This is a genomic window from Bradyrhizobium sp. CCBAU 65884 (genome assembly GCF_028128835.1).
GTDB lineage: Bacteria > Pseudomonadota > Alphaproteobacteria > Rhizobiales > Xanthobacteraceae > Bradyrhizobium > Bradyrhizobium ottawaense.
The window spans coordinates 117,379-139,125 of sequence record NZ_LBJU01000130.1 but is presented as its reverse complement, the minus strand read 5'-3'; the positions used below and the strand labels follow the sequence as shown (position 1 = coordinate 139,125).

The window sequence follows — 21,747 nt, the reverse complement described above, 5'->3', positions numbered from 1 at the left end:
CCTAGAAAACCTCGATCAGGCGAAAGCGTTCGCACATCAGCATCATGTCTTCGCGAAACTTGCCTTGCCGACCGAAATAGTTGCGATGCGCGTTGCGCCAGTGGTCGAGACTGCGATCACCTTCGCCTTCGTCGAAGGCAAAGGCCGCATCGACCTCGCCGAAGCGGCGATAGCTCACCTCGGTCGATTCGATGATGCAGCGTGCCTCCCCGCGTCCGTCGAGCACGATCCAGCGTTCGCCCGCCGTCGAGGTGTTGGGCTCGTCCTCGGTGCTGCATGTCGCGGTCTTGACGCCCCGGATCACGAGATCGAGCAACTCGTCGGCCAGAGCCGGTCCGTCGCCGAAGGCGAACGACCGCAGGCCGCGATATTGCTCCGGGACGGCGCTCAGGTTCACGTGCTCAATCCCCCCGCGAGCGTCGGCACCTCGAGCGGCTTGAAGCCGTAATGGGACAGCCAGCGCACGTCGCTGTCGAACAGCTGGCGCAGGTCGGCGATGCCGTATTTCAGCATGGCGATGCGGTCGATGCCCATGCCCCAGGCAAAGCCCTGATACTCGTCGGGATCGATGCCGCAGGCGCGCAGCACGTTCGGATGCACCATGCCGCAGCCGAGAATCTCCAGCCAGTCCTCACCCTCGCCGAAGCGGATCTCGCCCTTGTCGCGGCGGCACTGGATGTCGACTTCCAGCGACGGCTCGGTGAACGGGAAGAACGACGGCCGGAAGCGCATGTTGATGTGGTCGACCTCGAAGAACGCCTTGCAGAACTCGTGCAGGATCCATTTGAGGTGTCCGAGATGCGAGCCCTTGTCGATGACGAGGCCTTCGACCTGGTGGAATTGCGGCGTGTGGGTCGCGTCCGAATCGATGCGGTAGGTGCGGCCCGGGCAGATCACGCGGATCGGCGGCTTCTGGCTCAGCATGGTGCGCACCTGCACCGGCGAGGTGTGGGTTCGCAGCAGCATGCGCGAGCCGTCCTCCTTCGGATGGAAGAAGAAGGTGTCGTGCATCTCGCGCGCCGGATGGCCTTCCGGGAAATTCAGCTTGGTGAAGTTGTAGTCGTCGGTCTCGATATCGGGGCCTTCGGCGACCGAGAATCCCATGTCGGCGAAGATCGTGGTCAGCTCGTCCCAGACCTGGCTCAGCGGATGGATACGGCCGGCTTCCGTCGGCGCATCGCGCAGCGGCAGCGTGACATCGACGGTCTCGGACGCGAGCCGCGCATCGAGCGCCGCCGATTTCAGCACGTCGCGACGGGCGGCGAGCGCCTGGGTGACCTCGTCCTTCGCCTGGTTGATCGCGGCGCCCTGTGTCTTGCGCTCGTCCGGCGACATCTTGCCGAGCGTTGCCAGCAAGGCTGAGATCGAGCCCTTCTTGCCGAGCGAGGCAACGCGGACGGCTTCGAGGGCCGCTTCGTCGTCGGCAGCACTGATCTGCGCGAGGATGGATTGAACGAGACTGGCGAGGTCGGACACGGTCGGATCCCTCAAACTTGCAAAAGGCTGCCGGGTTGTGGCCGCAGCCGGGGCGGAACGTCAAGCCGATTGGACGTCGTAAATGCGGGGCATTTGAACCGCAAAGGCATGGCTGGCACCAACCTGAACGCGAAGGAGGGGACGATGCGTTTGCGATTCTGGGTGGCCGGCCTGGCCCTGGTTCTCCTGGAAGGCTTTCTGGGAGGCGCGGCTCTCGTCGCCGAAGAATGCCAGGCCAAATCCACGTCGATGGATGACATCGTCGTGGCCCTGAACGCGGCGCCGGGCTGCGAGCGTGCCATGAAGCAGTTCGAGGCCTGCGCATACGGCGCCAGCGGCGACGTACAGTTCGGTGACGTCGTCGAGAAGAAGTGCGAGGCCGATTTCATCGGCCAGCTGCAGCCGCCACAGAAGCTCAGCTACCAGCGCGAGTTGCGGGTCTGCGACCAGAAGTACCGGAGCAAGTCCGGCACCATGTATATCTCGGCCACGGCCTTCTGCCGGGCGGAGGTCGCCCAGCGCTACTCGCAACGTGCGCTGAAGGCCGGCAGAGCCGGCCGCTAGCGCCGCAGGGCTCAGGCAGCGAGCGCAGCCTTGGCCTTCTCGGCGATCGCCTGGAACGCCGCGGGCTCGCTGATCGCGAGATCCGACAGCACCTTGCGGTCCACGGTGATCCCGGACTTGGCCATGCCGTCGATAAATCGGCTGTAGGTCAGGCCGAACGGACGAACGGCAGCGTTGATGCGCTGGATCCAGAGCGCGCGGAAGGTCCGCTTCTTGCGCTTGCGATCACGGAACGCGTACTGCTGGGCCTTCTCCACGGCCGGCTTGGCGGCGCGGATGGTGTTCTTGCGGCGGCCGTAGAAACCCTTGGCGGCCTTGTAGACTTTCTTGTGCTTGGCGTGGGCGGTCACACCGCGTTTGACGCGAGACATGACAAAATCCTTCAGAGATGACTTTGGTTATCGGATTGCCGCGCAAGACGCGGCACGGTTGGCAATGATCGTGGACGCGGTCAGGCGTTCGGCAAGAAGTACTTCTTGACGTTGTCGCCGTCGGTCTTGAACAGCACCGCGGTGCCGCGCAGCTGACGGATCTGCTTCTTCGTCCGCTTGATCATGCCGTGACGCTTGCCGCGATGGGCGAACATCACTTTGCCGGTGGCAGTCACCTTGAAGCGCTTTTTAGCGCCCGATTTGGTCTTCAGCTTGGGCATTTGGCTCTCCTAATGGCCACAGAGTTCCGCCCCGCGAAGGCGGCTGGCCGTCAAAAATGCTCGTTAGAGCGTTGATTGTGCTCAGGTTTTACGAAACCCACACGAAACACCGCCACGGCAGCCCTTAATCAGCCGGGCGATGAAGGCTGGGCTTATGACAGAGGACAGGCCGATTGGCAACGATGAACCGGCGAAACCAGCCCGGCGACTATTCGGCATTGCGACCCTCATGTGCAAGCCTGTCGCCTGGAGCAGGACCAAAATGGCCCATTTTTCCCGATCGCTTCCCTCTTCGACTGTTTTCGCCCGTCCGCGCCATCTGGCGCTTCTGGCCGTGCTCGCCACGGCCGCGCTGCCATCGACGGCCGATGCCCGGGTCGGCGGCTATGACGGCATCTGGAACGTCACCTTCGCCACCACGCGGGGCAATTGCAGCTCCGGTTACAGCGTCCCCTTCACCGTGACCGGTAGCCGGGTGTCGTCCGCCGGCGGCGGCCGGGTTTCCGGCAAGGTCAATCGCGGCGGTGCTGTGGCGGTCCAGGTCTCGGTCGGCGCGTCCCATGCCAGCGGCGGCGGCCGGCTCGCCGGCGTGAACGGCACAGGGTCGTGGAAGGGCATCATTTCCGGCGATCGGTGCAGCGGCACCTGGCAGGCGACGAGGACGTAGCTGTCGCCGGGAAAAATGGCGCGCTCCCTCCCCCGCTTGCGGGGAAGGGCTGGGGAGAGGGTGTCTCCGCTGGCGAGAACCCCCAAAGAGGACAGAACCCTCACCCGGCGCTCGCGGCTCGCACCTCGCCCAAAACAAAACGGCCCGCCGGAGATCCGGACGGGCCGTTGAACTCTTGAGTTCCAAGCAACCGGCGTCAGCGCGGCGCCAGAACCATGACGACCTGACGGCCCTCAAATCGGGCGTCCTGCTCGACCTTGGCGAGCTCGGCGACGTCGGTCTTGATCTTGTCGAGCAGCTTGGTGCCGATCTCCTGGTGCGCCATTTCGCGACCGCGATAGCGCAGCGTGATTTTGACCTTGTCGCCCTCTTCGAAGAACCGCTGCATCGCGCGCATCTTCACGTCGTAATCGTGGTCGTCGATCATCGGGCGGAGCTTGATCTCCTTGATCTCGACGATCTTCTGCCGCTTGCGGGCTTCGGCGGCTTTTTTCTGGGCCGAATACTTATATTTCCCGTAGTCCATGATCTTGCAGACGGGAGGGCTGACGTTCGGCGAGATCTCGACCAGATCCATGCCCGCTTCCTGGGCCATCCGGATGGCCATGACGGTCTCGACCGTGCCTTTGTTGTCACCGGCCTGATCGATCAGCTGGATCTGCGCATTGCGAATATCATCATTGATGCGCGGCCCATCTTTGCTGGCGACGGGCGGGGCTTTATTGGGACGGCGAATGGGTGGTTCTCCAAAGTTGTGAAAGAGGCTGCTATTTTGCAGGAAGATGCGTTTGCCGGCAAGCAATTCGCTCGTGCGCGAAACGAAAAACCCTCAAATGCGAGGTATTTCGGCCACGCCTGGGCACGCTGACCGACATAGACACCTTGCTTCCGTTCCGCAAGCGTCCCAAAGGGACAATGCCGGTCTCCGGCGCTGCGGAATACGACCCGACAGCTCAAACCGCGCAGCCAGGTTAAACGTTCCATGAGCCATGCAATTGATGCCGTACTCGACTCCATCGATGTGGGTGAGGGCCCCTCAGCACGCAGGATCGCGGTGCGCAGCCGGCGCGGGCAGGGGCCCGGGCTGGTCTGGCTCGGCGGATTCAAATCGGACATGCAGGGCAGCAAGGCCCTGGCACTGGACGCCTGGGCCCGGGACCACGGCCGCGCCATGGTTCGGTTCGACTATTCCGGTCACGGCGAATCCGGCGGCGATTTCGCCGACGGAACCATCGGACGCTGGTTGGAGGAGTGCGTGGCGGTGTTCGAACGGTTCTGCGATGGCCCGCAGGTCCTGATCGGCTCCTCCATGGGCGGCTGGATGGCGCTGCTGCTCGCGCGCGAGATCAGGAAGCGTTCTGGCGCGGCCTCGCTCGCAGGGCTCGTGCTGATCGCGCCGGCGCCCGACTTCACCGAAGAGCTGATGTGGAAGAATTTTTCGCCCGCGGTGAAGCAGGAGATCGAGACCAAGGGTGTCTGGCTGCGGCCGTCCGAATATGGCGACGGCTCGCCCTATCCGATCACGCGGAACCTGATCGAGGAGGGCCGCAACCATCTCGTGCTCGGCCGCGCCATCGATCTCGGCTGCCCGGTCCGCATCCTGCAAGGTGCGAAGGATCCTGACGTGCCCTGGCAGCACGCTTTCGCGCTGACGCATCGCCTGCCGGCCGACGACGTCGTGCTGACCATGATCCAGGACGGCGATCACCGCCTCTCCCGCCCGCAGGACATCGCGCGCATTCTTGCCGCGGTGGCTGAGATCGGGTGAAGTGCCTTCTTCCTTCAGGAGGCAATCCAATGACCACCACCGCCATGCTGCGCGCCTTCTGCGATGCGGTCGAGCAGCGCAACGGCAAAGCGTTCGCCGAGCTGTTCACCGAGGACGGCGTCTATCACGACGTGTTCTACGGCGCCTTCGCCGGCCACGAGAAGATCGCCGCGATGATCGACGACTGGTTCTATCGCACGGCGACCGATTTCCGCTGGGACATGCACGATCCCGTCACCGACGGCACCACGCTCTATGCGCGCTACACCTTCAGCTATCGTTCGACCCTGCCGGAAGCGAACGGCGCGCGGGCGATGTTCGAGGGCGTTGCGATCATGACACTGAAGGGCGGCAAGATCGTGAGCTATCACGAGGTCGCCAATACCGCGCCGGCATTCGTCGACCTGAAGTTTGCGCCGGAGCGGATTGCCAAGATCGTCGCCAAGCAGGGCGCCGATCTGAAGGCACGGCCGGAGATGCAGCGGCATTTGAAGTAGAGGCGCAACTCTCTCCATCGTCATTCCGGGGCGCGCCACTTGGCGCGAACCCGGAATCCATCGGGCGTCAAAGCGCGAGGCGGCATGGATTCCGGGCTCACGCTGCGCGTGCCCCGGAATGACGGTGAATAGTCTATCGCTTCGACGGATTGGCCATCGGCTTGCGCTGCGCCAGCGCGGCCACCGTCGCGGTGCCGATCGGGCCCTGTTCGTCATAGAGCCAGCATTCGCCGATCGCGACGCCGTCGGTGGCGTGGTGGTTCACCACCTCGAAGCCGATCCAGTTCGTCACCGGCAGGCGGTGCAGATAGATCGTGACGTCGCTGTTGATGTAGCCGAGCCCGTTGTCGCCGGCATTGGCAAAGGGGCTTGCGAAATCCGCACCCGTTGCGACACGGACGAACGGTGTCATCGGCACGCCCGCGACGAGCTCGCGCACCTCGCTCATCCAGAGTCTTCGCGGACCGAGCGAGCCCATATGACCGACAATGGGGCGCGTCGTCCATTTGCCGTTCATGCCGAGCCTGGGATCGGTGGGTTTTGGAATGTCGGCCGGCTTCGGCACGTCCCAGTTCGGCGGCGACCAGACATTGCCATCAGGATTTTGCGTCTTGCGCAGCAGCTGGCACGAGGCCCGCGCCATGCTGACACCGCCGGAGACGAATTCCGCTTCGACCACGCGGATGCGCAAGCCGTCGCGCACGAGACGCGTCGTCACCTCGATCGGCTTGTCGATGGTCGGCAGCCGAAACATGTCGACGGTGAGCCGCGCCGGCACCAATTTGGGACCGGAATGGCGCTCCTCGATGGCGAAGCCGAGCAGCCCGACGACGACGCGTCCATGCAGGGATTTCGGATCCCACGGACCGTTGGCGGCTTCCGTCGGATGGAATGTATTACTGTTGCGGGTGAAGAAAGGCAGGTTTGTCATGCGCGCGAGATTGAAGAAACGCGCGGGGAAATCAAGGGTGGTGGTGCCGTCGTGAGAGTCAGGTGCGCAAGCTCTCGCCACGACAACAGGTGTCTTCGCCCGGCTTGACCGGGCGATCCAGTAGTCCGAGACGGCCGTGACAAAATCGAGAAGCCGCGGCGTACTGGATTCCCCGCCTTCGCGGGGAATGACGGCGGTGGGTTAGGCGACGGTCTGCCACTCCTCACGCACGCTGTCGTCGCGTTCGTCGTCTAACGCAGCGGCCTTCATCGCCTCAAACTCTTCCCGCCTCACCAGTTGCCCCAGCGCCCACACCGCCGCGCCACGCACCAGCGGGCTCGCATCCTCCAGCAACCGCCGCGCCTCTTCCGACAACGTCACGTCACCCGAGTTGCCAATCGCAATCAGGACGTTGCGCAAAAACCGATCGCGGCCGATGCGCTTGACCGGCGATTTCGTGAACAGCGCGCGGAACGCGGCGTCGTCGAGGCGTGCCAGCTCGGCGAGACCAGGCGCGCGCAATTCGCTGCGTGCGGCGAGCTTGGCTTCGCGCCCCTCCTGCGCAAACTTGTTCCAGGGACACGCAGCGAGGCAATCGTCGCAGCCATAGATGCGGTTGCCGATGGCTTTGCGAAATTCGTGCGGGATCGGTCCCTTGTTCTCGATGGTGAGATAGGAGATGCAACGCCTCGCATCGAGCTTGTAGGGCGCGGGAAACGCCGCCGTCGGGCAGATGTCGAGACAGGCCTGGCACGAGCCGCAATGATCGATCTCGGCAGCGTCGCGCGGCAGCTCCAGCGTGGTGTAGATCGCGCCGAGGAAAAGCCACGAGCCGAACTCGCGCGAGACGAGGTTAGTGTGCTTGCCCTGCCAGCCCAGATGCGCAGCTTGCGCCAGCGGCTTCTCCATCACCGCTGCGGTGTCGACGAACACCTTCACGTCCGACGGCGCGGTCGCGACCAGCCAGCGCGCCAGCGCCTTCAGCCGCTTCTTGATGAGATCGTGATAGTCGTCGCCCTGCGCATAGACCGAGATCGCCGCGCGCGTGCGCTGCTCGAGAATCGCGAGCGGATCCTGGTCCGGGCCGTAATTGACGCCGAGCATGATCACCGAGCGCACGTCGTTCCATAGCCCGCGCGGATCGACCCGGCGCTCCGGCTGCGCCGCGAGCCAGTCCATGTCGCCATGGCCGCCGGAGGCGATGAATTCGAGGAAGTATTTTCCGGCACTCTCGATCGTGCCAGGTGCGGTGACGCCGATGCAGTCGAAGCCGAGCGCCCGCGCCTCGCGCGTGAGCGCTGCCTTCAGTTCAGTCGGATCGGAGTTCAGAAATCCAGGTCCACGTAGGTCCGCGACGCCGGCACGCCGGCCAGCCATTCGCTCAGCAGCGGACGGAACGACGGGCGGGACTTCACCCGCGCGTACCATGCCTTTGCTGCGTCGTCCTCGCTCCATGGCACGTCGCCCAGATAGTCGATCGCCGAGAGATGCGCCGCGGCGGCGAGATCCGCGTAAGTGAGCCGGTCGCCGGCAAGGAAATTACGGGTCTGCGCCAGCCAGCCGATATAGGCCAGATGATAGCGCACATTGGCCTTGGCGGCGCGCATCACGTCGGCCGAGGGCGGCCCGCCGCCGTTCTCCTCGCTCATGAAGCGCTTGTAGATGCGCTCGGTGACGAGAGGATGCGAGACCTCCTCGAAGAATTTTTCGTTGAACCAAGCCATCAGACGGCGAACCTCGACACGCTCGCCGATGGCTTCCGGCATCAGGCGCTTGGGTCCCATCCCGGCGCCATAGGCCTCGTCGACATATTCAGCGATGATCGCAGCGCCCGGGATCGGCGGCTGCTCGTCGTCCACCATCACAGGCGTCGTGCCGGCCGCATTGAGCAACAAAAATGCCTCGCGCCGCTCCCAGCTGCGCTCTTCCACCAGCTTGAGGTCGAGCCCGTATTCGCCCGCGATCAGGCGGATGAAACGCGAATGCGGACAGAACGGATGATGAAACAGCGTAAACATGAAGCCTTTGACTATTTGATGGTGCTTAAGATTCCATCAATGTTTGTGCGACGCCACACTAGTCCTTCAAAACCGCGAGGCAAGGGCGTGATTTCGCATTTTGCGATTGCGGCATGGGGGCGAATAGGCGAGAAGGGCCCCGCTTTTCCAGCCGAAATGGACCGTAAATATGTCAGACGCAATACGGGCAGTGATCCTCGGCATCATCGAGGGTGTGACCGAGTTCCTTCCCGTGTCCTCGACCGGCCATTTGCTGCTCGCGGAACGCTTCTTCCATCTCGGCGAAGGCGCCTTCTGGGATTCGTTTACGGTTCTGATCCAGCTGGGTGCGATCCTCGCGATCGTTGGGCTGTACTTCAAGAAGCTCTGGGATGTCGTGATCGGCTTCTTCACGGGCGACACCTATTCGCGCCGCTTCGTGCTCGGCGTGCTGGTCGCGTTCCTGCCGGCTGTGATCGTCGGCCTCGTCGCCGGCAAATACATCAAGAGCGTGCTGTTCAATCCCTGGGTCGTGTGCTTCACGCTGATCGTCGGCGGCGCCATCCTGCTCTGGGTCGACAAGCTCGATCTCAAGCCGCGCGAGCATGACGCCACGAGGTTTCCGCTGCTGATGTATCTCTATATCGGCATCGCGCAGTGCGTGGCGATGATCCCGGGCGTGTCGCGTTCCGGCGCCAGCATCGTCGCCGCGATGTTCCTGGGCGCCGACAAGCGCGCGGCGGCGGAGTTCTCGTTCTTCCTCGCCATCCCCACCATGATCGGTGCGTTCGCCTACGACTTCTACAAGAACCGCTCCGAGATGACGATGGACCACATGGGCATCGTCGCGATCGGCTTCGTGGTGTCGTTCATCACCGCGATCATCGTGGTCAAGACGTTCCTGGAATATGTCACCCGGCACGGCTTCGTGGTGTTCGCCTGGTGGCGCGTCATCGTCGGCACGCTCGGCCTGATCGCGCTGGCGCTGGGGCGTTAACTGTCTGGCTCCATCCGGGCTACGGCAGTTCGGCTGGCAGGCGTTTTCAACCCAAAATAAGCTTTTGATGGGTAGTCAGTTTCCAACGCCGGGCGGCGCGCGTCCGGCACAGGAGCTGAGCCATGACCCTCGTCAGCGGCTGGGGGCGTTTCCCGGTCGTCGATAGCGATGTGCTGCGCCCGCGCTCGTTCGCGGCAGTCGGCGAAGCCATCTCGGCCGGCACCGTCGCGCGCGGCAACGGCCGCGCCTATGGCGATGCCGCGATCGGCGCTGTCAGGACGATCGGCATGACCGGCTTCGACCGGGTCAGGTCGTTCGATCCGGCAACCGGGCGCATCCGCCTGGAAGCCGGCGTTCTCCTGTCGGACCTGATCGACACCTTTGGCCCGCGTGGCTTTCTGCCTTTCGTCGTGCCCGGCACCCGCTTCGTCTCGATCGGCGGCGCCATCGCCGCCGACGTCCACGGCAAGAACCATCATTGCGAGGGCGGCTTCGGTCGCTATGTCGACAGCCTTTTGCTGCGCACCGGGCAGGGCGAGGTCATCGAGGCATCGCGTGAACAGAACTCCGATGCCTTCTTCGCGACCGTCGGCGGCATGGGCCTGACCGGCATCATCCTCGAAGCGACGATGCGGCTGCGCCGGGTCGAGACCGGGTGGATCCGCGAGCGGGTGATCTCCGCGTCCGATCTCGATGCCGCGATGCGCGCGCTCGAGGCGGGCGATGCCGCGACCTATTCGGTGGCCTGGATCGATTGCGTGGCACGGGGGCGCGATCTCGGCCGTTCGCTGATCTATCTCGGCGAGCACGCGGGCAGGGGCGAGCTGACGGAAGGCGCCGATGCATTTCCGGTCGGCAAGGAGTCTCGCCTCAGCGTGCCCGTCGACCTGCCGTCGATGGCACTGAACCGCACCAGCGTCCGCGCCTTCAACGAACTTTACTATCGCATGGGCGCGCGGCGCGCCGGCGGCAGCCATGTGGTCTCGCTCTATCCGTATTTCTTTCCGCTCGACAGCGTCGGTGAGTGGAATCGCATCTATGGCAAGCGCGGCTTCCTGCAGCATCAATGCGTGATCCCGCAAGCCGGCGCGCGCGGCGTGCTCGGCGACATCCTCGATCGTGTCGCGCGGCGCGGCGATGCTTCCTTCCTCGCCGTGCTCAAGAAGCTCGGGCAGGGTGACGGCATCCTGTCGTTCCCGCTGCCCGGCTACACGCTGGCGCTGGATTTCCCGGTGAAGGGCGACATCCTGAATTTCCTCGACGAGATCGATCGCCTGGTCGTCGCCGCCGGCGGCCGGCTGTATCTGGCGAAAGACGCGCGCCAGTCGCGCGCGACCTTCGCGGCGGGCTATCCTGCCTTGCAGCGTTTCAACGCGATCCGCAAATCGCTCGATCCCGCCGGCAATATCCGATCGAAACTTTCACAGCGTCTGTTTGATGAGGTCTAGGCCGTGACGTCACGCAAATCTGTCTTGGTGCTCGGCGGCTCCTCCGACATCGGCCGCGCCGCCGCGCGTGCCTTCGCCAAAGCCGGCTACGATGTCGGCCTCGCAGGCCGCGACGTCGCCGCGCTGGAGCCTGACGCGGCCGATCTGCGCGCGCGTTACGCGATCGACGTCGGTCTCTACAAATTCGATGTGCTCGACACCGCCTCATTCGAGGGCTTTGTGAGCGGCCTGCCGGCATTGCCCGATGTCGTCATCTCGATCGTCGGCCTGCTCGGTATGCAGCAGAATGCCGAGAGCGATCTCGTCCATGCCACCGCGATCATGCGCTCGAACTACGAAGGCCCGTCGTTGATCCTCGGCCTGTTCGCCGAAAAATTCTTAGGCCGCGGCAGCGGCACGCTTGTCGGCGTGTCGTCCGTGGCCGGCGATCGCGGCCGGGCCTCGAACTATGTCTATGGCTCGGCCAAGGCCGGCTTCTCCGCTTTCCTGTCGGGCTTGCGCGCCCGCGCCAGCCGCGGCGGCGTGCATGTCGTCACCGTCAAGCCCGGCTTCGTCCGCACCAAGATGACTGATGGCATGAAGCTGATCGGCCCGCTCACCGTCGAAGCGCCGGTGGTTGGCGATGCCATTCTCCGGGCAGTCGAGAACAAGACCGACGTCGTCTATGTCAGCGGCAAATGGCGCCTCGTGATGCTGATCATCAAGACGCTGCCGGAAGCGGTGTTCAAGAAGCTGAAGTTTTGAGGCTGTAGCCGCGGCGGCGGTCTGCTCCCTCTCCCGCAAGCGGGAGAGGTGACACCCACCTCACACGCTCATACGCTGGAACTGACCGGCGGCGCGGAAGCGCCAGAGATATTGCGGGGCGATCGCCTCCAGCGAATCGCCTGTTATGCCGAGCCCTTCCAGCGTCAGGCTGGCGGCCTTCGCCGCATCCGACACGACATTGTCACGCTCGAGCATCGTGATCTGGTCCGGCGTCAGCTTGAAGGCGCCCGGCGCGAATTGCAGGAAGTGCGCCTGGAAGCGGGCGAGGCCGAACGGCAGCGGGATCAGCGCCGGCTTGCGCGCGGTGATCTCGAGGATGGCCTCGATGATCTCGCGCATGGTCAGCACTTCCGGCCCGCCGAGCTCGTAGGTCGCGCCCGCCTTGGCCTTGCCGTCGACGGCGTCCGCGATCGCGGTGGCGACGTCGCCGACATAGACCGGCTGCATCCTGGTCTCGCCGCCGATCAGCGGCAGCACCGGCGACATCCGGGCCAGCGCGGCGAACCGGTTGGTGAACTGGTCCTCGGGGCCGAACATCACGGAGGGGCGGAAGATCGTGGCCGAGGGCACCGCAGCCGACACCGCGGCTTCGCCGGCCGCCTTGGCCTTGGCATAGCGCGAGGGCGATTCGGCATCGGCCCCGATCGCCGAGACATGCACCAGGCGGGCGCCGGCCGCGGCCGCTGCCTTGGCGACCGTTTCGGCACCCCTGGCCTGGACGGCGTCAAAGGTCTGCGCGCCGCCCTCGGTGAGGACGCCCACGAGGTTGATGACGACGTGCGAATCACGCAGCGCCGCCTCGACCGAGGCCGGATAGCGCAAATTGGCCTGCACGGTGTGGACCTGCCCGACCTTGCCGGAGGGCTGGAGGTATCCGGCCAGTTCCGGCCGCCGCACCGCGACCCGGACCCGGTAATCGCGCTTGCACAGCGCGCGGACGACATTCCGGCCCAAAAACCCCGATCCGCCGAAAACCGTGACGAGCGTGTCCAGATTCGATGCCATGGGAGCCGTTCCTGCGGAAAAGAGTGCGTCTTGTCAGGCTTGTATCGGGCCGGTTTGCGATGCGCAATCGGCATCCCCAAACCCGGGTCACGCATGAATTGACAACGGCGTCACCGAACCGTAGTAACCGCCTCCGTGCCCCAAACGGCATGCCCAGGTGGTGGAATTGGTAGACGCGCTGGCTTCAGGTGCCAGTGGCTTAACGGCCGTGAAGGTTCGAGTCCTTTCCTGGGCACCATCGTACTCATAAGTCTCTGATTTTCAGAGCAAATGAGCAAAATCAACAGCTTGAGGCTACCCGTTTGATACACACGGGTGATACACATGCCTCTTGCGATGTCACGTCCTTGGAAGCATCCGAAAACGGGAATTTACTGGTTACGCAAACGCGTGCCGGATGAGCTGGTTGGGCTCGTCGGGAAGCGCGAAGAGTTGCGCACGCTCGGCACGAGGGATCCGGCCGTCGCCAAGGGGAGGCATGCGGCAGCGTTAGCCGAGGTTGAAGCCAAGTGGGCAAACCTTCGGGCCGGGCTCAAGGTTTTGACCGAGCGCGAAGCGCTCGATCTGGCAGCGCCCTTGGGTGACTGGTGGATTTCTCAGCATCGCGAAAATCCTAGTACCCAGGCCTCATGGCGGACCGAGTATGGCGAGAGGGTTTTCGCACCACAGCCCCCGCTGGTCCTGGGTAATGGTAGCAGCCTTGAAGCCGTCTTTGCGCTAAGGGAAGGCGAAATCGAAGTTATGCAAATGGAACGGTGGTGCCTCGAAGCCGCCACGGAAATCTCAAGTTCTCGGGGGATCCAACTCGACGATGTCGGCGTCCGATTGCTCGCCCGGTGCGTTGCTCGGATCATTCAGGGGGCCAGTCTGAAGCTGAAACGGCTAGCGGACGGTGAGCCAGAGGCCGCTGTGTTTCCGTTCGCACACGTCGGCCATACTACCTCGTCCGCTCCCACCTCGAACAAACAACCGTTGCCGTTTGGAAAGGTCGTTGATGGCTGGACCGCAGAGCGTCGCCCAGCGCCCAAGACGGTTTACGAGTGGTCCCGCGTATTTAAACAGTTGATCGCGTTTTTGGGGCACGCCGACGCACGCGCATTGACAGGCGACGATCTGATTCGCTGGAAGGCGGCGATGGTGGCCGAGGGTCTGAGGCCCAAAACCATCCAGGACGCCAAGCTGGCTCCAGTACGAGCGATTCTGCAATGGGGTGTCGATAACAAGCTATTGGCGGTCAATGCCGCGGACGGAGTGACGATTGATGCCCGCGGCAAGCAGGGCGAAAAGAAGCGGAGCTTCACAGAGGAGGAAGCAAAGATCATCTTGCGCGCGGCCTTGAAGGAGACAGATCCTGTTCGCCGGTGGGTGCCATGGATCGGCGCGTACTCTGGGGCCCGCGTATCCGAAATCTGCCAGTTGCGACACGAAGACATTGTGGAGATCGAGGGGATTTGGTGCCTAAAGGTAATGCCTGAAGCCGGTTCAGTGAAAACGTCTGGGTCGGAACGTATCATTCCTATTCACCCGGCGCTGGAGGCAAATGGCTTCATACGATTCGCTCAAAAGAAGAAGGAGGGGCCGATCTTTCCGGGTTTGTCGCCGGACAAGTTTGGTAAGCGCGGCGGCAATGGCACGAAGGTTATCGGGCGATTTGTGCGTCAGCTCGGCATCAAGGATGCGCGTGTTTCGCCTAGTCATTCTTGGCGTCATCGCATCAAGACACTGGGACGGCGTCACGGGCTAGCAAAGGATATTCTGGAGGCAATGACCGGTCACGGATCGAAATCGGTGGCAGATACTTACGGCGAATTTCCTGTTGAAGCGCTTTATCGGGAGCTTTGCAGAATTCCGGAGCTGATTCTCTGATGTGTTAGCCACGCGCTCACCTATGGGGAATTTCCGGTTGAGGCCTTGTTGAGGGAATCTGTAAAATTCCGAAACTTGAGTTCTAAAGTGAGTTCTTGGTGCTGCAAGTTGCGACCTAGGCAACACGTCCGACCGCGCGTCGATAGCGCCATCATCAGGGAAATCGCCCACCTCTCGCTGAGAGGCCGATCCTAGGAGCGGGCGAATTTACTTCTGTTTGCGGACTGATCCACGTTGAGAATTTCAACCAGTGCCTGCTGTGCCGGGTCGTTTCGGCCGACGTTGCCTGTGCCCCATATCGATGAGGCCGTCCTGGACGGAGGCAGCCTCCCGGGATGCAGATTGGACAATTGCCGCAGGCTATCCTGTCGAATAGTCGACGAACCGGGTACCAGTCACCCTTTCCTCTGGCAAAATCCGGTACTTTCTGGCATCTTTTGCCATGTTTTCCGATGGGGCCTCCGTTTAATGCCGGACGAGATTTTGACGCTGCCGGAGGTAGCCCTGTTGCTCAAGGTTGCCGAGAAGACCGTCTACACCATGGCTCAGAGGAGCCAACTACCGGCATTCAAGGTGCGAGGACAGTGGCGGTTCAAGCGTGTCGACATTGACCGCTGGATCGAGCAGCAGAAGGCTGCTTCTCGCGACCACGGGGAGCGCGAATAGGCGATGTCTTGCCTCAAGGGTCATCGCCAGCGGCTTCGCAATCGCTTCAACTTGAGCGTGCTCGGCACGCTCGAGAACCACCGCGTCGTGCAGGTCGTCCTGGCGAACAATTGCCCCGGTGGCGTGGCGCGGCCTTCCGAAGGAGATCCGGCTGTTACCCAGTTGACGGCAGTGTTCGATGCTCTCGGTGTGCCCGTCGGTGACCGCCTGATCGGCGCGGGACCTCGCACTTTCAGTATAACTGAGGCCGGGCTCCTTCGCGCAAACGCGGGAGCCACGACATGAGCGTGACCCTCGAGAAGGATATGGTGATTGAGGGGCCGCTGTGGCCCGAGCCCGTGCGCGTCCTCAGCGTCGACCACTTCGGGACCATGCTACAGGTCGACGCCGTCGGCATGCGTACGCGGCAGTTCTACCCCGGCATCATCGTCACGATTGTGCAGGTTGAAGCGCTCAAGGTGCTCTCCAGCGCGAAGGGGATGGATTTCTCCGGCGACGCCGAGGCCTTTCATCTTGCCATCGAGGCCATGCGGATCCGGCTGGCCTACGAATACGACCCGCACTTCGCGGTGAACGCATCGACCATCACACCGCTGCCCCATCAGCTCGACGCGGTCTACCGCTACATGCTTAAGTCACCGCTTGTTCGCTTCCTCCTTGCGGACGACCCCGGCGCTGGCAAGACGATCATGGCGGGCCTGCTCCTCAAGGAGCTGCGCTTCCGTGGGCTCGCCGAACGTGTGCTCATCATCGTCCCGCCGCTCGTAGCGCGGCAGTGGCAGGAGGAGCTCGCAAGCAAGTTCTCCGAAGAGTTCACGATCATCGACAACGGGGCGCTCAAGGCGAACGTCGGCCGCAACCCATGGACCGAGGCCGACCGCTGCATCGCCTCGGTGTATTGGGCGGCGCGCGACAACGTACTCGAGTCGCTGAAGGATGCCGACTGGGACCTCGTCATCGTCGACGAGGCCCACAAGATGGCCGCATACCAGCAGGGCGTGCGCTCGCAGAAGACGCGCAAGACGCGGCTCTATCGGCTCGGCGAAGAGCTGTCGGTGCGCACGAAGCACCTGTTGCTCCTCACGGCCACCCCGCACAAGGGCGACCCGGAGAACTTCCGGCTGCTCCTCGAACTGCTTGACAAGGACCTCTTCGCCGATCGGCAGATCCTCGAGGAGGCGATGCGCTCGTCGGACAACCCGATTATCCTGCGTCGCTTAAAGGAGGAGATGCGCCGCTTCGACGGCTCGGCTCTTTTCCCGCAACGCACCGTGAAGACGGTCACGTTCGACCTGAGTCGGGCCGAGCGCGAGCTGTACGACGAGGTCACCGAGTACGTCGCAGAGCACTTCAACAAGGCGATGCAGAAGGAGAAGCGCACTGTCGGCTTCGCTATGACGATTCTGCAGCGCCGCCTGACCTCCAGCCTCGCAGCGATCACCGCGTCGCTGACGCGACGCCATGAGCGGCTCCAGGCGCTTCTCGACCAGGTCCGCGCCCTCGTCGCGACCAAGGCGCGCGGCGCGCTGAAGTCGAGCGAGAACGACACTGGGCTCGAAGAATTGCTCGGCGGTGCGGAAGTCGAAGACCTTGATGACCTGACCGAAGAGGAGCGCTGGAAAGTCGAGGACTCGTTGGTCGAGCGGCTCACCAACGCCGAGTCGATTGAAGAGCTGCAGACCGAGGTACTCGCCCTCGAACGCCTCGTGCGTCGCGCCCGAGCGGCTCTCAGCAGCGGGATCGAGGCGAAACTCATCAGGCTTAACGACGCGATCCTCCGTGATGAGGGCCTCGCTGCGCGTGGCGAGAAGCTCCTCATCTTCACCGAGGCGAAGGACACGCTTGACTTCCTCGTCGAGAGGCTGCGCGAGCAGGGCTTCACGGTAGCCATCATCGACGGTTCGCTCTCGATGGAGCAGCGCCGCAAGCAGCAGGAACTGTTTCGAGGCCCGGCCCAGGTGATGGTGGCGACAGAGGCGGGTGGCGAGTCCATCAACCTGCAGTTCTGCAACCAGATGGTCAACTACGACATCCCGTGGAACCCCAATCGCCTCGAGCAGCGAATGGGGCGCATCCACCGCATCGGCCAGAAGAACGAGGTCTTCATCTTCAATCTTGTCGCGACCGACACACGCGAGGGCGCCGTGCTCGCCGCGCTGCTCAACAAGATGGACGAGATGCGGCGGGGCCTCGGATCCGATCGTGTGTTCGACCTCGTCGGCGATCTACTCGACGACCACGAGATCTCGCTGGCGGATCTCATCATCTCGTGCATCACGAACCGCCGTCGGCTGCAGGACGCCATCTCGAGCATCGAACAGGCGGTGAGTCCGGCACACCAAGCGTCGCTCATCGCGGCCCGCGAGGAAGGGCTCGCGCGCCGGTTCCTGAACCTGCCGGAGCTTCGCCTGGACGCGGCCCGGTCGGCGAGCCACTCGCTGATCCCGGCATACCTCGAGTCCTTCTTCACGCGCGCGCTGGAGCGCAACCGTGGGCGCGCGGAGCGGCGCGCAGACGGCAAGCTCCGTGTCGAACGCGTGCCAGTGAACTTGCGGCACGAACAAGAGCTCGACTACCGCCGTCGTTTCGGCACGGTCGAGCGTAGCTACCTATCGCTCACATTCGACAAGAAGGCCGTCGGCGAAGATGGGCGCACCGAGTTGCTCGGCCCGGGCCATCCGCTGTTCGAGTCGGTGTTGCAGGCCGCGTCGGTCAGCTCCGCGGACGCCCTCACGCGCGGCGCTGTGTTCTTCGACATCGACGCCGAGGGGCCCGAGCTGCTCTGGTTCTTCCGGGGCGTCGTCGGCGACGGCACTGGCCGCGTACTCTCGCAGCGCCTTTTCGCCGTGCGCGAGTTCGGCGCACCGGGCAGCGCCAGCTTCGAGCCCGCGCACCCGATTCGCCTCCATGACCTGCGACCGCGCACCGATGGCCTACCGCCGCCGTCGCTCTCGGACTTCGACGTGCGCAAGCACGCCGCGACGCGCTTCTGCCTCGAAGCTCTCGTTCCGCGCTTCGTCGAGGAGGTTGCGAGCGGACGGCTCAAGGAGCTGGCGTTGAAGGAGCGCTACCTCGAGCGCTCATTCCGTGTCGTCATCAGCCGTCACTCCGACCACCTACTCGACCTTGAGAGCAAGTCGAGCGCGGGCCAGGACATGACGCTCGCCCTCGGCCGCGAGCAGCGGCTCATGGACGAGGCCAAGCGGCGCCAGCAGGAACGCCTCGCCGAGATTCGGCTCGAGCAACAGCTCGTGCCGCGCGCTCCCGAGTTCCTCGGAGTTGTGACGGTGCTGCCTGCTCTGGCCAAGGTCGGCGTGGCAAAGGCCGACGAGAGCGTGCTCGAACAGGTGCGCGTGTACGAGTCGTCGCGAGGGCGCGTGGTCGAAGACGTGCGCCGCGAAGGCCTCGGCTTCGACGCGGTCGCGAGCGACGCCGAGGGCCAAGGCGTCGACTTCCTCGTGGCGCGCGTCCTCGATGGCGACGGCAAGATCTGGCTTAGGTTCACCGAGTGGACGCAGCTCCAGCACCTCAATAGCCACGCGGCGCTCTACGTCGCCAAGGACGATCAGCTTCTCCGGCTTGCGCCGAAGGACGCAGCGACAGCCCAGGTCGACGAAATGACCCGCCGGGTATCCATCCACATCGACGGGCTCCAGCTCTCGATGCCAGAGCACGTAAGGAACGAAGCATGAGCGACAGGCGCCTCATCGAGGATAGCCTCCCATTGGCGGAGATCAGCGAGCAGAGCGCCCGGGAGAAGTACATCCGCAAGGGCCACATCAGCACGCTGCATCTCTGGTGGGCGCGGCGACCGCTCGCTGCGTGTCGTGCAGCCGTCTATGCCGCGATGGTCGATGCACCGAAGACAAAGGAGGAGCGCCAGCGGCAGCACGAGCTGCTAAAGAAGATTGTCGACTGGGACGTGCTCGAACCCACGCACCCTGATCATGGGCTGCTCAAGGTCGCGGCCGACGACATCACGAAGGCCCACGCGGCACGCCTCGCCCGGCGCAAGGGAAAGGACTCGACCGACGCGCACGAGCATCCTCGCGTACTGGACCCGTTCGCCGGCGGTGGCGCGATCCCTCTCGAGGCGCAGCGGCTCGGCTGCGAGACCTTCGGGAATGATCTCAATCCCGTGGCCCACGTCATCGAGCTCGGCTCGATCTACTACCCACAGCGCTTTGCGGAGGACGTCGTCCGACCGAAGAAGGACGGTGACCTTCCCAACATCGACGTTCCCGCCGAGCCGCGCCTCGCTGTCGAGGTTGAGCGGTGGGCGAACTGGGTCCAGCAGCGGGTCGCCAAGGAGATCGGGAGCCTCTACCCTTCGAGCGGCCCGGACCGTGAAGTTCTGGGCTACTTCTGGGTGCGGCAGGTTCACTGCTCGAATCCGGCGTGCCGCGTGTTGATCCCGGTCGTCAACCAGACCTGGTTGGCCAACAAGGCGAACCGTAAGATCGCCTACCGCATCAAGTCGAATGCGAAGCGTACCGGCGTGGAGTACTCGCTCCACTACGACGAGGACATCGACTTCGATCCAAAGACCGGAACCTACGGCGAGAACAAGCTGCTCTGCCCGTGCTGCGGTGAGGTCACCGACGGCAAATACATGCGGGCCGAAGGCATGGCCGGAAAGATCGAGCAGGATCTAGTTCTCGTCTGCGAGGTCTCGACGAAGCAGCAGGGGCGCTTTTATCGCTTGGCCACCGAAGCTGATCGGAAGGCATGGCGGAAGGCAGAGGAACTCGCGGCGAAGATCAAGCCCGTCGAGGGCGACGTCACCCCGGACCGCCCCTCGGGCAACGCCCGCGGGCTCAGCGCCGTCACGCGCTACGGCATGTCGAAGTTTGCCGACTTCTTCAACGCGAGGCAGACGGTCACGCTGGACGCTTTCGCTCGGGCGATTCGAGCAACGCGCGACGAGATTGCGAAGACCGGCGAGGACCTAGCGTTTGCTGACGCTGTCGCCTGCTATCTCGCGCTCGCGCTCGACCGCATCGCGAACCAGTGCTCGACGGTGTCTCGCTGGCACAACTCAGGCGAGAAGATCGAGGGCGTCTACTCCAAGCAGGCCGTGGCGATGGTCTGGGACTACGTAGAGAGCAACCCCATCGGATCGAAGACCGCGAGTTGGTCCGGTGCCGTTGAGTGGGGCACCGAAGTCATCCGCAAGAACTCGTTCCCCAACCCGGCCCGCGTCTTGATGGGTAGCGCAACGGAGCTCGCGTCGCGCTTCCCGAGACTCGACGCGGTGATCACCGACCCGCCGTACTACGACTCCGTCCCGTACTCCGATATCTCGGACTTCTTCTACGTCTGGCTGCGACGAACGCTCGGCGACGTCGTTCCCGATGCCTTTTCCGGTCCGCTAACGCCGAAGCGCCGTGAGATCATCCAACACAACCCTCGCCACGGCGGCGAGGCGAAGGCGCGCGCGTTCTACGAGTCGGAGATGACCAAGGCCTTCGAGGAGGCCGGCCGCACTCTGGCGGACGATGGAATCATCGTCGTCATGTTCGCGCACAAAACCACGGCCGCTTGGGAGACGCTGCTGACCTCTCTCCTGGCAGCCGGGCTCGTCGTCACGGCCTCGTGGCCAGTCGACACGGAGATGGGCGCGCGCACCGGCGCGCAGGGCGCGGCGTCGCTCGCGTCTTCGGTCTTCATCGTGTGCCGCAAGCGCGCGGCACATGACGAGGGCTTCATCGACGACGTCGAACCGGCGCTGAAGGCACGACTTCATGAGCGCCTCGACTACTTCTGGACGCAGGGAATTCGCGGCGCAGACTTCTTCATGTCGGCCATCGGTCCCGCCATCGAGGTCTTCGGGACTCACAAGCGAGTGTTGAAGCTCAGCGGGGAAGAGGTGTCGATCGCCGAGCTCCTCAACAAGGTCCGGGGCATCGTCGCCGATTACGCGCTCCAACGCATCGTTCAAGGTGCAGCCGCTGGCGACGTCGACGATGCGAGCCGCTTCTACGTCATCTGGCGATGGGCGTTCGGTGCTTCGGTCGTCGAGAGCGGCGAGGCGATTCACATGGCGCAGTCGATGGGCTGCGAGTTCTCCGAGCTCGTCTCCGACAGGGGCGTGCTGACCAAGACGGGCGACAAGGTCACGCTGAAGGGACCGCTAGACCGCAAGAAGGCGAAGGGCCTCGGAGAGCCCGCGCCCACGGGCACGCTGGCGCCGCTCATCGACGTCCTCCACCGCGCCGCCAACCTCTGGGCGGCAGGCGAGCGACAGGACCTCGCGGACTTCCTCGCGATGGCGCTTCTGCCCGGAGGCATCGACCGCATGCAGCGCCTCGCGCAAAGCATCGTCGACGTGCTGCCTCCCGGCGATAAAGAGCGCTCGCTGTACGAGAACTTCCTAGTCGGAGCACGCTCGCTGCCGGCGCCCACGAAGAAGGACGAGGCTGCCGAGCGGCAGCGGAAGCTGTTCTAG

The 21,747-nt window shown here is 63.9% G+C and carries 21 protein-coding genes and 1 tRNA gene; 13 read left to right on the top strand and 9 right to left on the bottom strand.

The window, feature by feature from the left end; translation table 11 throughout:
* Position 1: 1 nt before the first annotated feature.
* On the bottom strand, positions 2-391 hold the full coding sequence (locus tag XI03_RS32455) for an ASCH domain-containing protein (RefSeq protein ID WP_271594467.1): 390 nt from the start codon (positions 389-391) through the stop codon (positions 2-4).
* Between the two features lie 2 nt (positions 392-393).
* Complete coding sequence (gene pheS, locus XI03_RS32450; RefSeq protein WP_271594386.1) at positions 394-1,476, bottom strand: phenylalanine--tRNA ligase subunit alpha; 1,083 nt, start codon at positions 1,474-1,476, stop codon at positions 394-396.
* A 144-nt stretch (positions 1,477-1,620) separates the two neighbouring features.
* Between pheS and XI03_RS32445 the strand changes: the two genes are divergently transcribed.
* On the top strand, positions 1,621-2,040 hold the full coding sequence (locus XI03_RS32445; protein ID WP_271594466.1) for a hypothetical protein: 420 nt from the start codon (positions 1,621-1,623) through the stop codon (positions 2,038-2,040).
* Between the two features lie 11 nt (positions 2,041-2,051).
* On the opposite strand, the gene rplT is transcribed toward XI03_RS32445, so the two are convergent.
* Together rplT and rpmI are read right to left on the bottom strand one after the other, a co-directional pair.
* Entirely contained in the window at positions 2,052-2,411 is a 360-nt protein-coding gene (rplT, locus tag XI03_RS32440) for a 50S ribosomal protein L20 (RefSeq protein ID WP_027561620.1), read from the bottom strand.
* Positions 2,412-2,491: 80 nt separating this feature from the next.
* Positions 2,492-2,692, bottom strand: coding sequence for a 50S ribosomal protein L35 (rpmI, locus tag XI03_RS32435; RefSeq protein ID WP_008143958.1), 201 nt, complete (start codon positions 2,690-2,692; stop codon positions 2,492-2,494).
* A 262-nt stretch (positions 2,693-2,954) separates the two neighbouring features.
* Here rpmI and XI03_RS32430 point away from each other — a divergent pair, with 262 nt between their 5' ends.
* Positions 2,955-3,359 carry a hypothetical protein gene (locus tag XI03_RS32430; RefSeq protein WP_038948624.1) on the top strand — a complete coding sequence of 135 codons (405 nt, stop codon included), beginning with the start codon at positions 2,955-2,957 and terminating at the stop codon, positions 3,357-3,359.
* A gap of 196 nt (positions 3,360-3,555) precedes the next feature.
* Here XI03_RS32430 and infC read toward each other — a convergent pair whose 3' ends face one another.
* A complete protein-coding gene (gene infC, locus XI03_RS32425; protein WP_080670072.1) occupies positions 3,556-4,095 on the bottom strand; it encodes a translation initiation factor IF-3 in 540 nt (179 codons plus the stop codon).
* A gap of 246 nt (positions 4,096-4,341) precedes the next feature.
* On the opposite strand from infC, the gene XI03_RS32420 reads away from it, so the two are divergent.
* Complete coding sequence (locus tag XI03_RS32420; protein ID WP_038972302.1) at positions 4,342-5,127, top strand: alpha/beta hydrolase; 786 nt, start codon at positions 4,342-4,344, stop codon at positions 5,125-5,127.
* A gap of 29 nt (positions 5,128-5,156) precedes the next feature.
* Positions 5,157-5,624: a nuclear transport factor 2 family protein gene (locus XI03_RS32415; RefSeq protein WP_271594385.1), complete on the top strand. Its 468-nt coding sequence runs from the start codon at positions 5,157-5,159 to the stop codon at positions 5,622-5,624.
* Between the two features lie 133 nt (positions 5,625-5,757).
* On the opposite strand, the gene XI03_RS32410 is transcribed toward XI03_RS32415, so the two are convergent.
* From XI03_RS32410 to XI03_RS32400, 3 genes are all read right to left on the bottom strand, one after another.
* Entirely contained in the window at positions 5,758-6,555 is a 798-nt protein-coding gene (locus XI03_RS32410; protein WP_271594384.1) for an acyl-CoA thioesterase domain-containing protein, read from the bottom strand.
* 201 nt (positions 6,556-6,756) lie between these two features.
* Complete coding sequence (queG, locus tag XI03_RS32405) at positions 6,757-7,932, bottom strand: tRNA epoxyqueuosine(34) reductase QueG (protein WP_271594383.1); 1,176 nt, start codon at positions 7,930-7,932, stop codon at positions 6,757-6,759.
* A complete protein-coding gene (locus tag XI03_RS32400; RefSeq protein WP_028139438.1) occupies positions 7,881-8,573 on the bottom strand; it encodes a glutathione S-transferase family protein in 693 nt (230 codons plus the stop codon). Before XI03_RS32400 ends, queG begins: the two co-directional genes overlap by 52 nt.
* Before the next feature lie 169 nt (positions 8,574-8,742).
* Here XI03_RS32400 and XI03_RS32395 point away from each other — a divergent pair, with 169 nt between their 5' ends.
* From XI03_RS32395 to XI03_RS32385, 3 genes are all read left to right on the top strand, one after another.
* Entirely contained in the window at positions 8,743-9,549 is an 807-nt protein-coding gene (locus XI03_RS32395) for an undecaprenyl-diphosphate phosphatase (RefSeq protein ID WP_028139439.1), read from the top strand.
* 122 nt (positions 9,550-9,671) lie between these two features.
* The gene (locus tag XI03_RS32390; protein ID WP_028139440.1) at positions 9,672-10,997 is read left to right on the top strand and encodes an FAD-binding oxidoreductase; all 1,326 of its coding nucleotides are present in this window, start codon (positions 9,672-9,674) and stop codon (positions 10,995-10,997) included.
* A gap of 3 nt (positions 10,998-11,000) precedes the next feature.
* Positions 11,001-11,741, top strand: a complete 741-nt coding sequence (locus XI03_RS32385) for an SDR family oxidoreductase (protein ID WP_271594382.1) — start codon at positions 11,001-11,003, stop codon at positions 11,739-11,741.
* Between the two features lie 60 nt (positions 11,742-11,801).
* Here XI03_RS32385 and XI03_RS32380 read toward each other — a convergent pair whose 3' ends face one another.
* On the bottom strand, positions 11,802-12,767 hold the full coding sequence (locus XI03_RS32380) for a complex I NDUFA9 subunit family protein (RefSeq protein ID WP_271594381.1): 966 nt from the start codon (positions 12,765-12,767) through the stop codon (positions 11,802-11,804).
* Between the two features lie 151 nt (positions 12,768-12,918).
* Here XI03_RS32380 and XI03_RS32375 point away from each other — a divergent pair.
* The 6 genes from XI03_RS32375 (at position 12,919) to XI03_RS32355 (ending at position 21,747) form a co-directional block, all read left to right on the top strand.
* A tRNA-Leu gene (locus tag XI03_RS32375) sits at positions 12,919-13,005 on the top strand.
* An 86-nt stretch (positions 13,006-13,091) separates the two neighbouring features.
* Positions 13,092-14,633 (top strand): site-specific integrase, encoded by a 1,542-nt coding sequence (locus tag XI03_RS32370; protein ID WP_271594380.1) that lies wholly within the window; start codon positions 13,092-13,094, stop codon positions 14,631-14,633.
* A gap of 468 nt (positions 14,634-15,101) precedes the next feature.
* Entirely contained in the window at positions 15,102-15,299 is a 198-nt protein-coding gene (gene mads1 / locus XI03_RS32365; RefSeq protein WP_232674383.1) for a methylation-associated defense system helix-turn-helix domain-containing protein MAD1, read from the top strand.
* Between the two features lie 3 nt (positions 15,300-15,302).
* Positions 15,303-15,584 carry a JAB domain-containing protein gene (locus tag XI03_RS40610; RefSeq protein ID WP_442869762.1) on the top strand — a complete coding sequence of 94 codons (282 nt, stop codon included), beginning with the start codon at positions 15,303-15,305 and terminating at the stop codon, positions 15,582-15,584.
* Complete coding sequence (locus XI03_RS32360) at positions 15,581-18,991, top strand: helicase-related protein (protein WP_271594379.1); 3,411 nt, start codon at positions 15,581-15,583, stop codon at positions 18,989-18,991. Before XI03_RS40610 ends, XI03_RS32360 begins: the two co-directional genes overlap by 4 nt.
* Positions 18,988-21,747, top strand: coding sequence for a DUF1156 domain-containing protein (locus XI03_RS32355; RefSeq protein WP_271594378.1), 2,760 nt, complete (start codon positions 18,988-18,990; stop codon positions 21,745-21,747). The genes XI03_RS32360 and XI03_RS32355 overlap by 4 nt, the downstream gene beginning before the upstream one ends.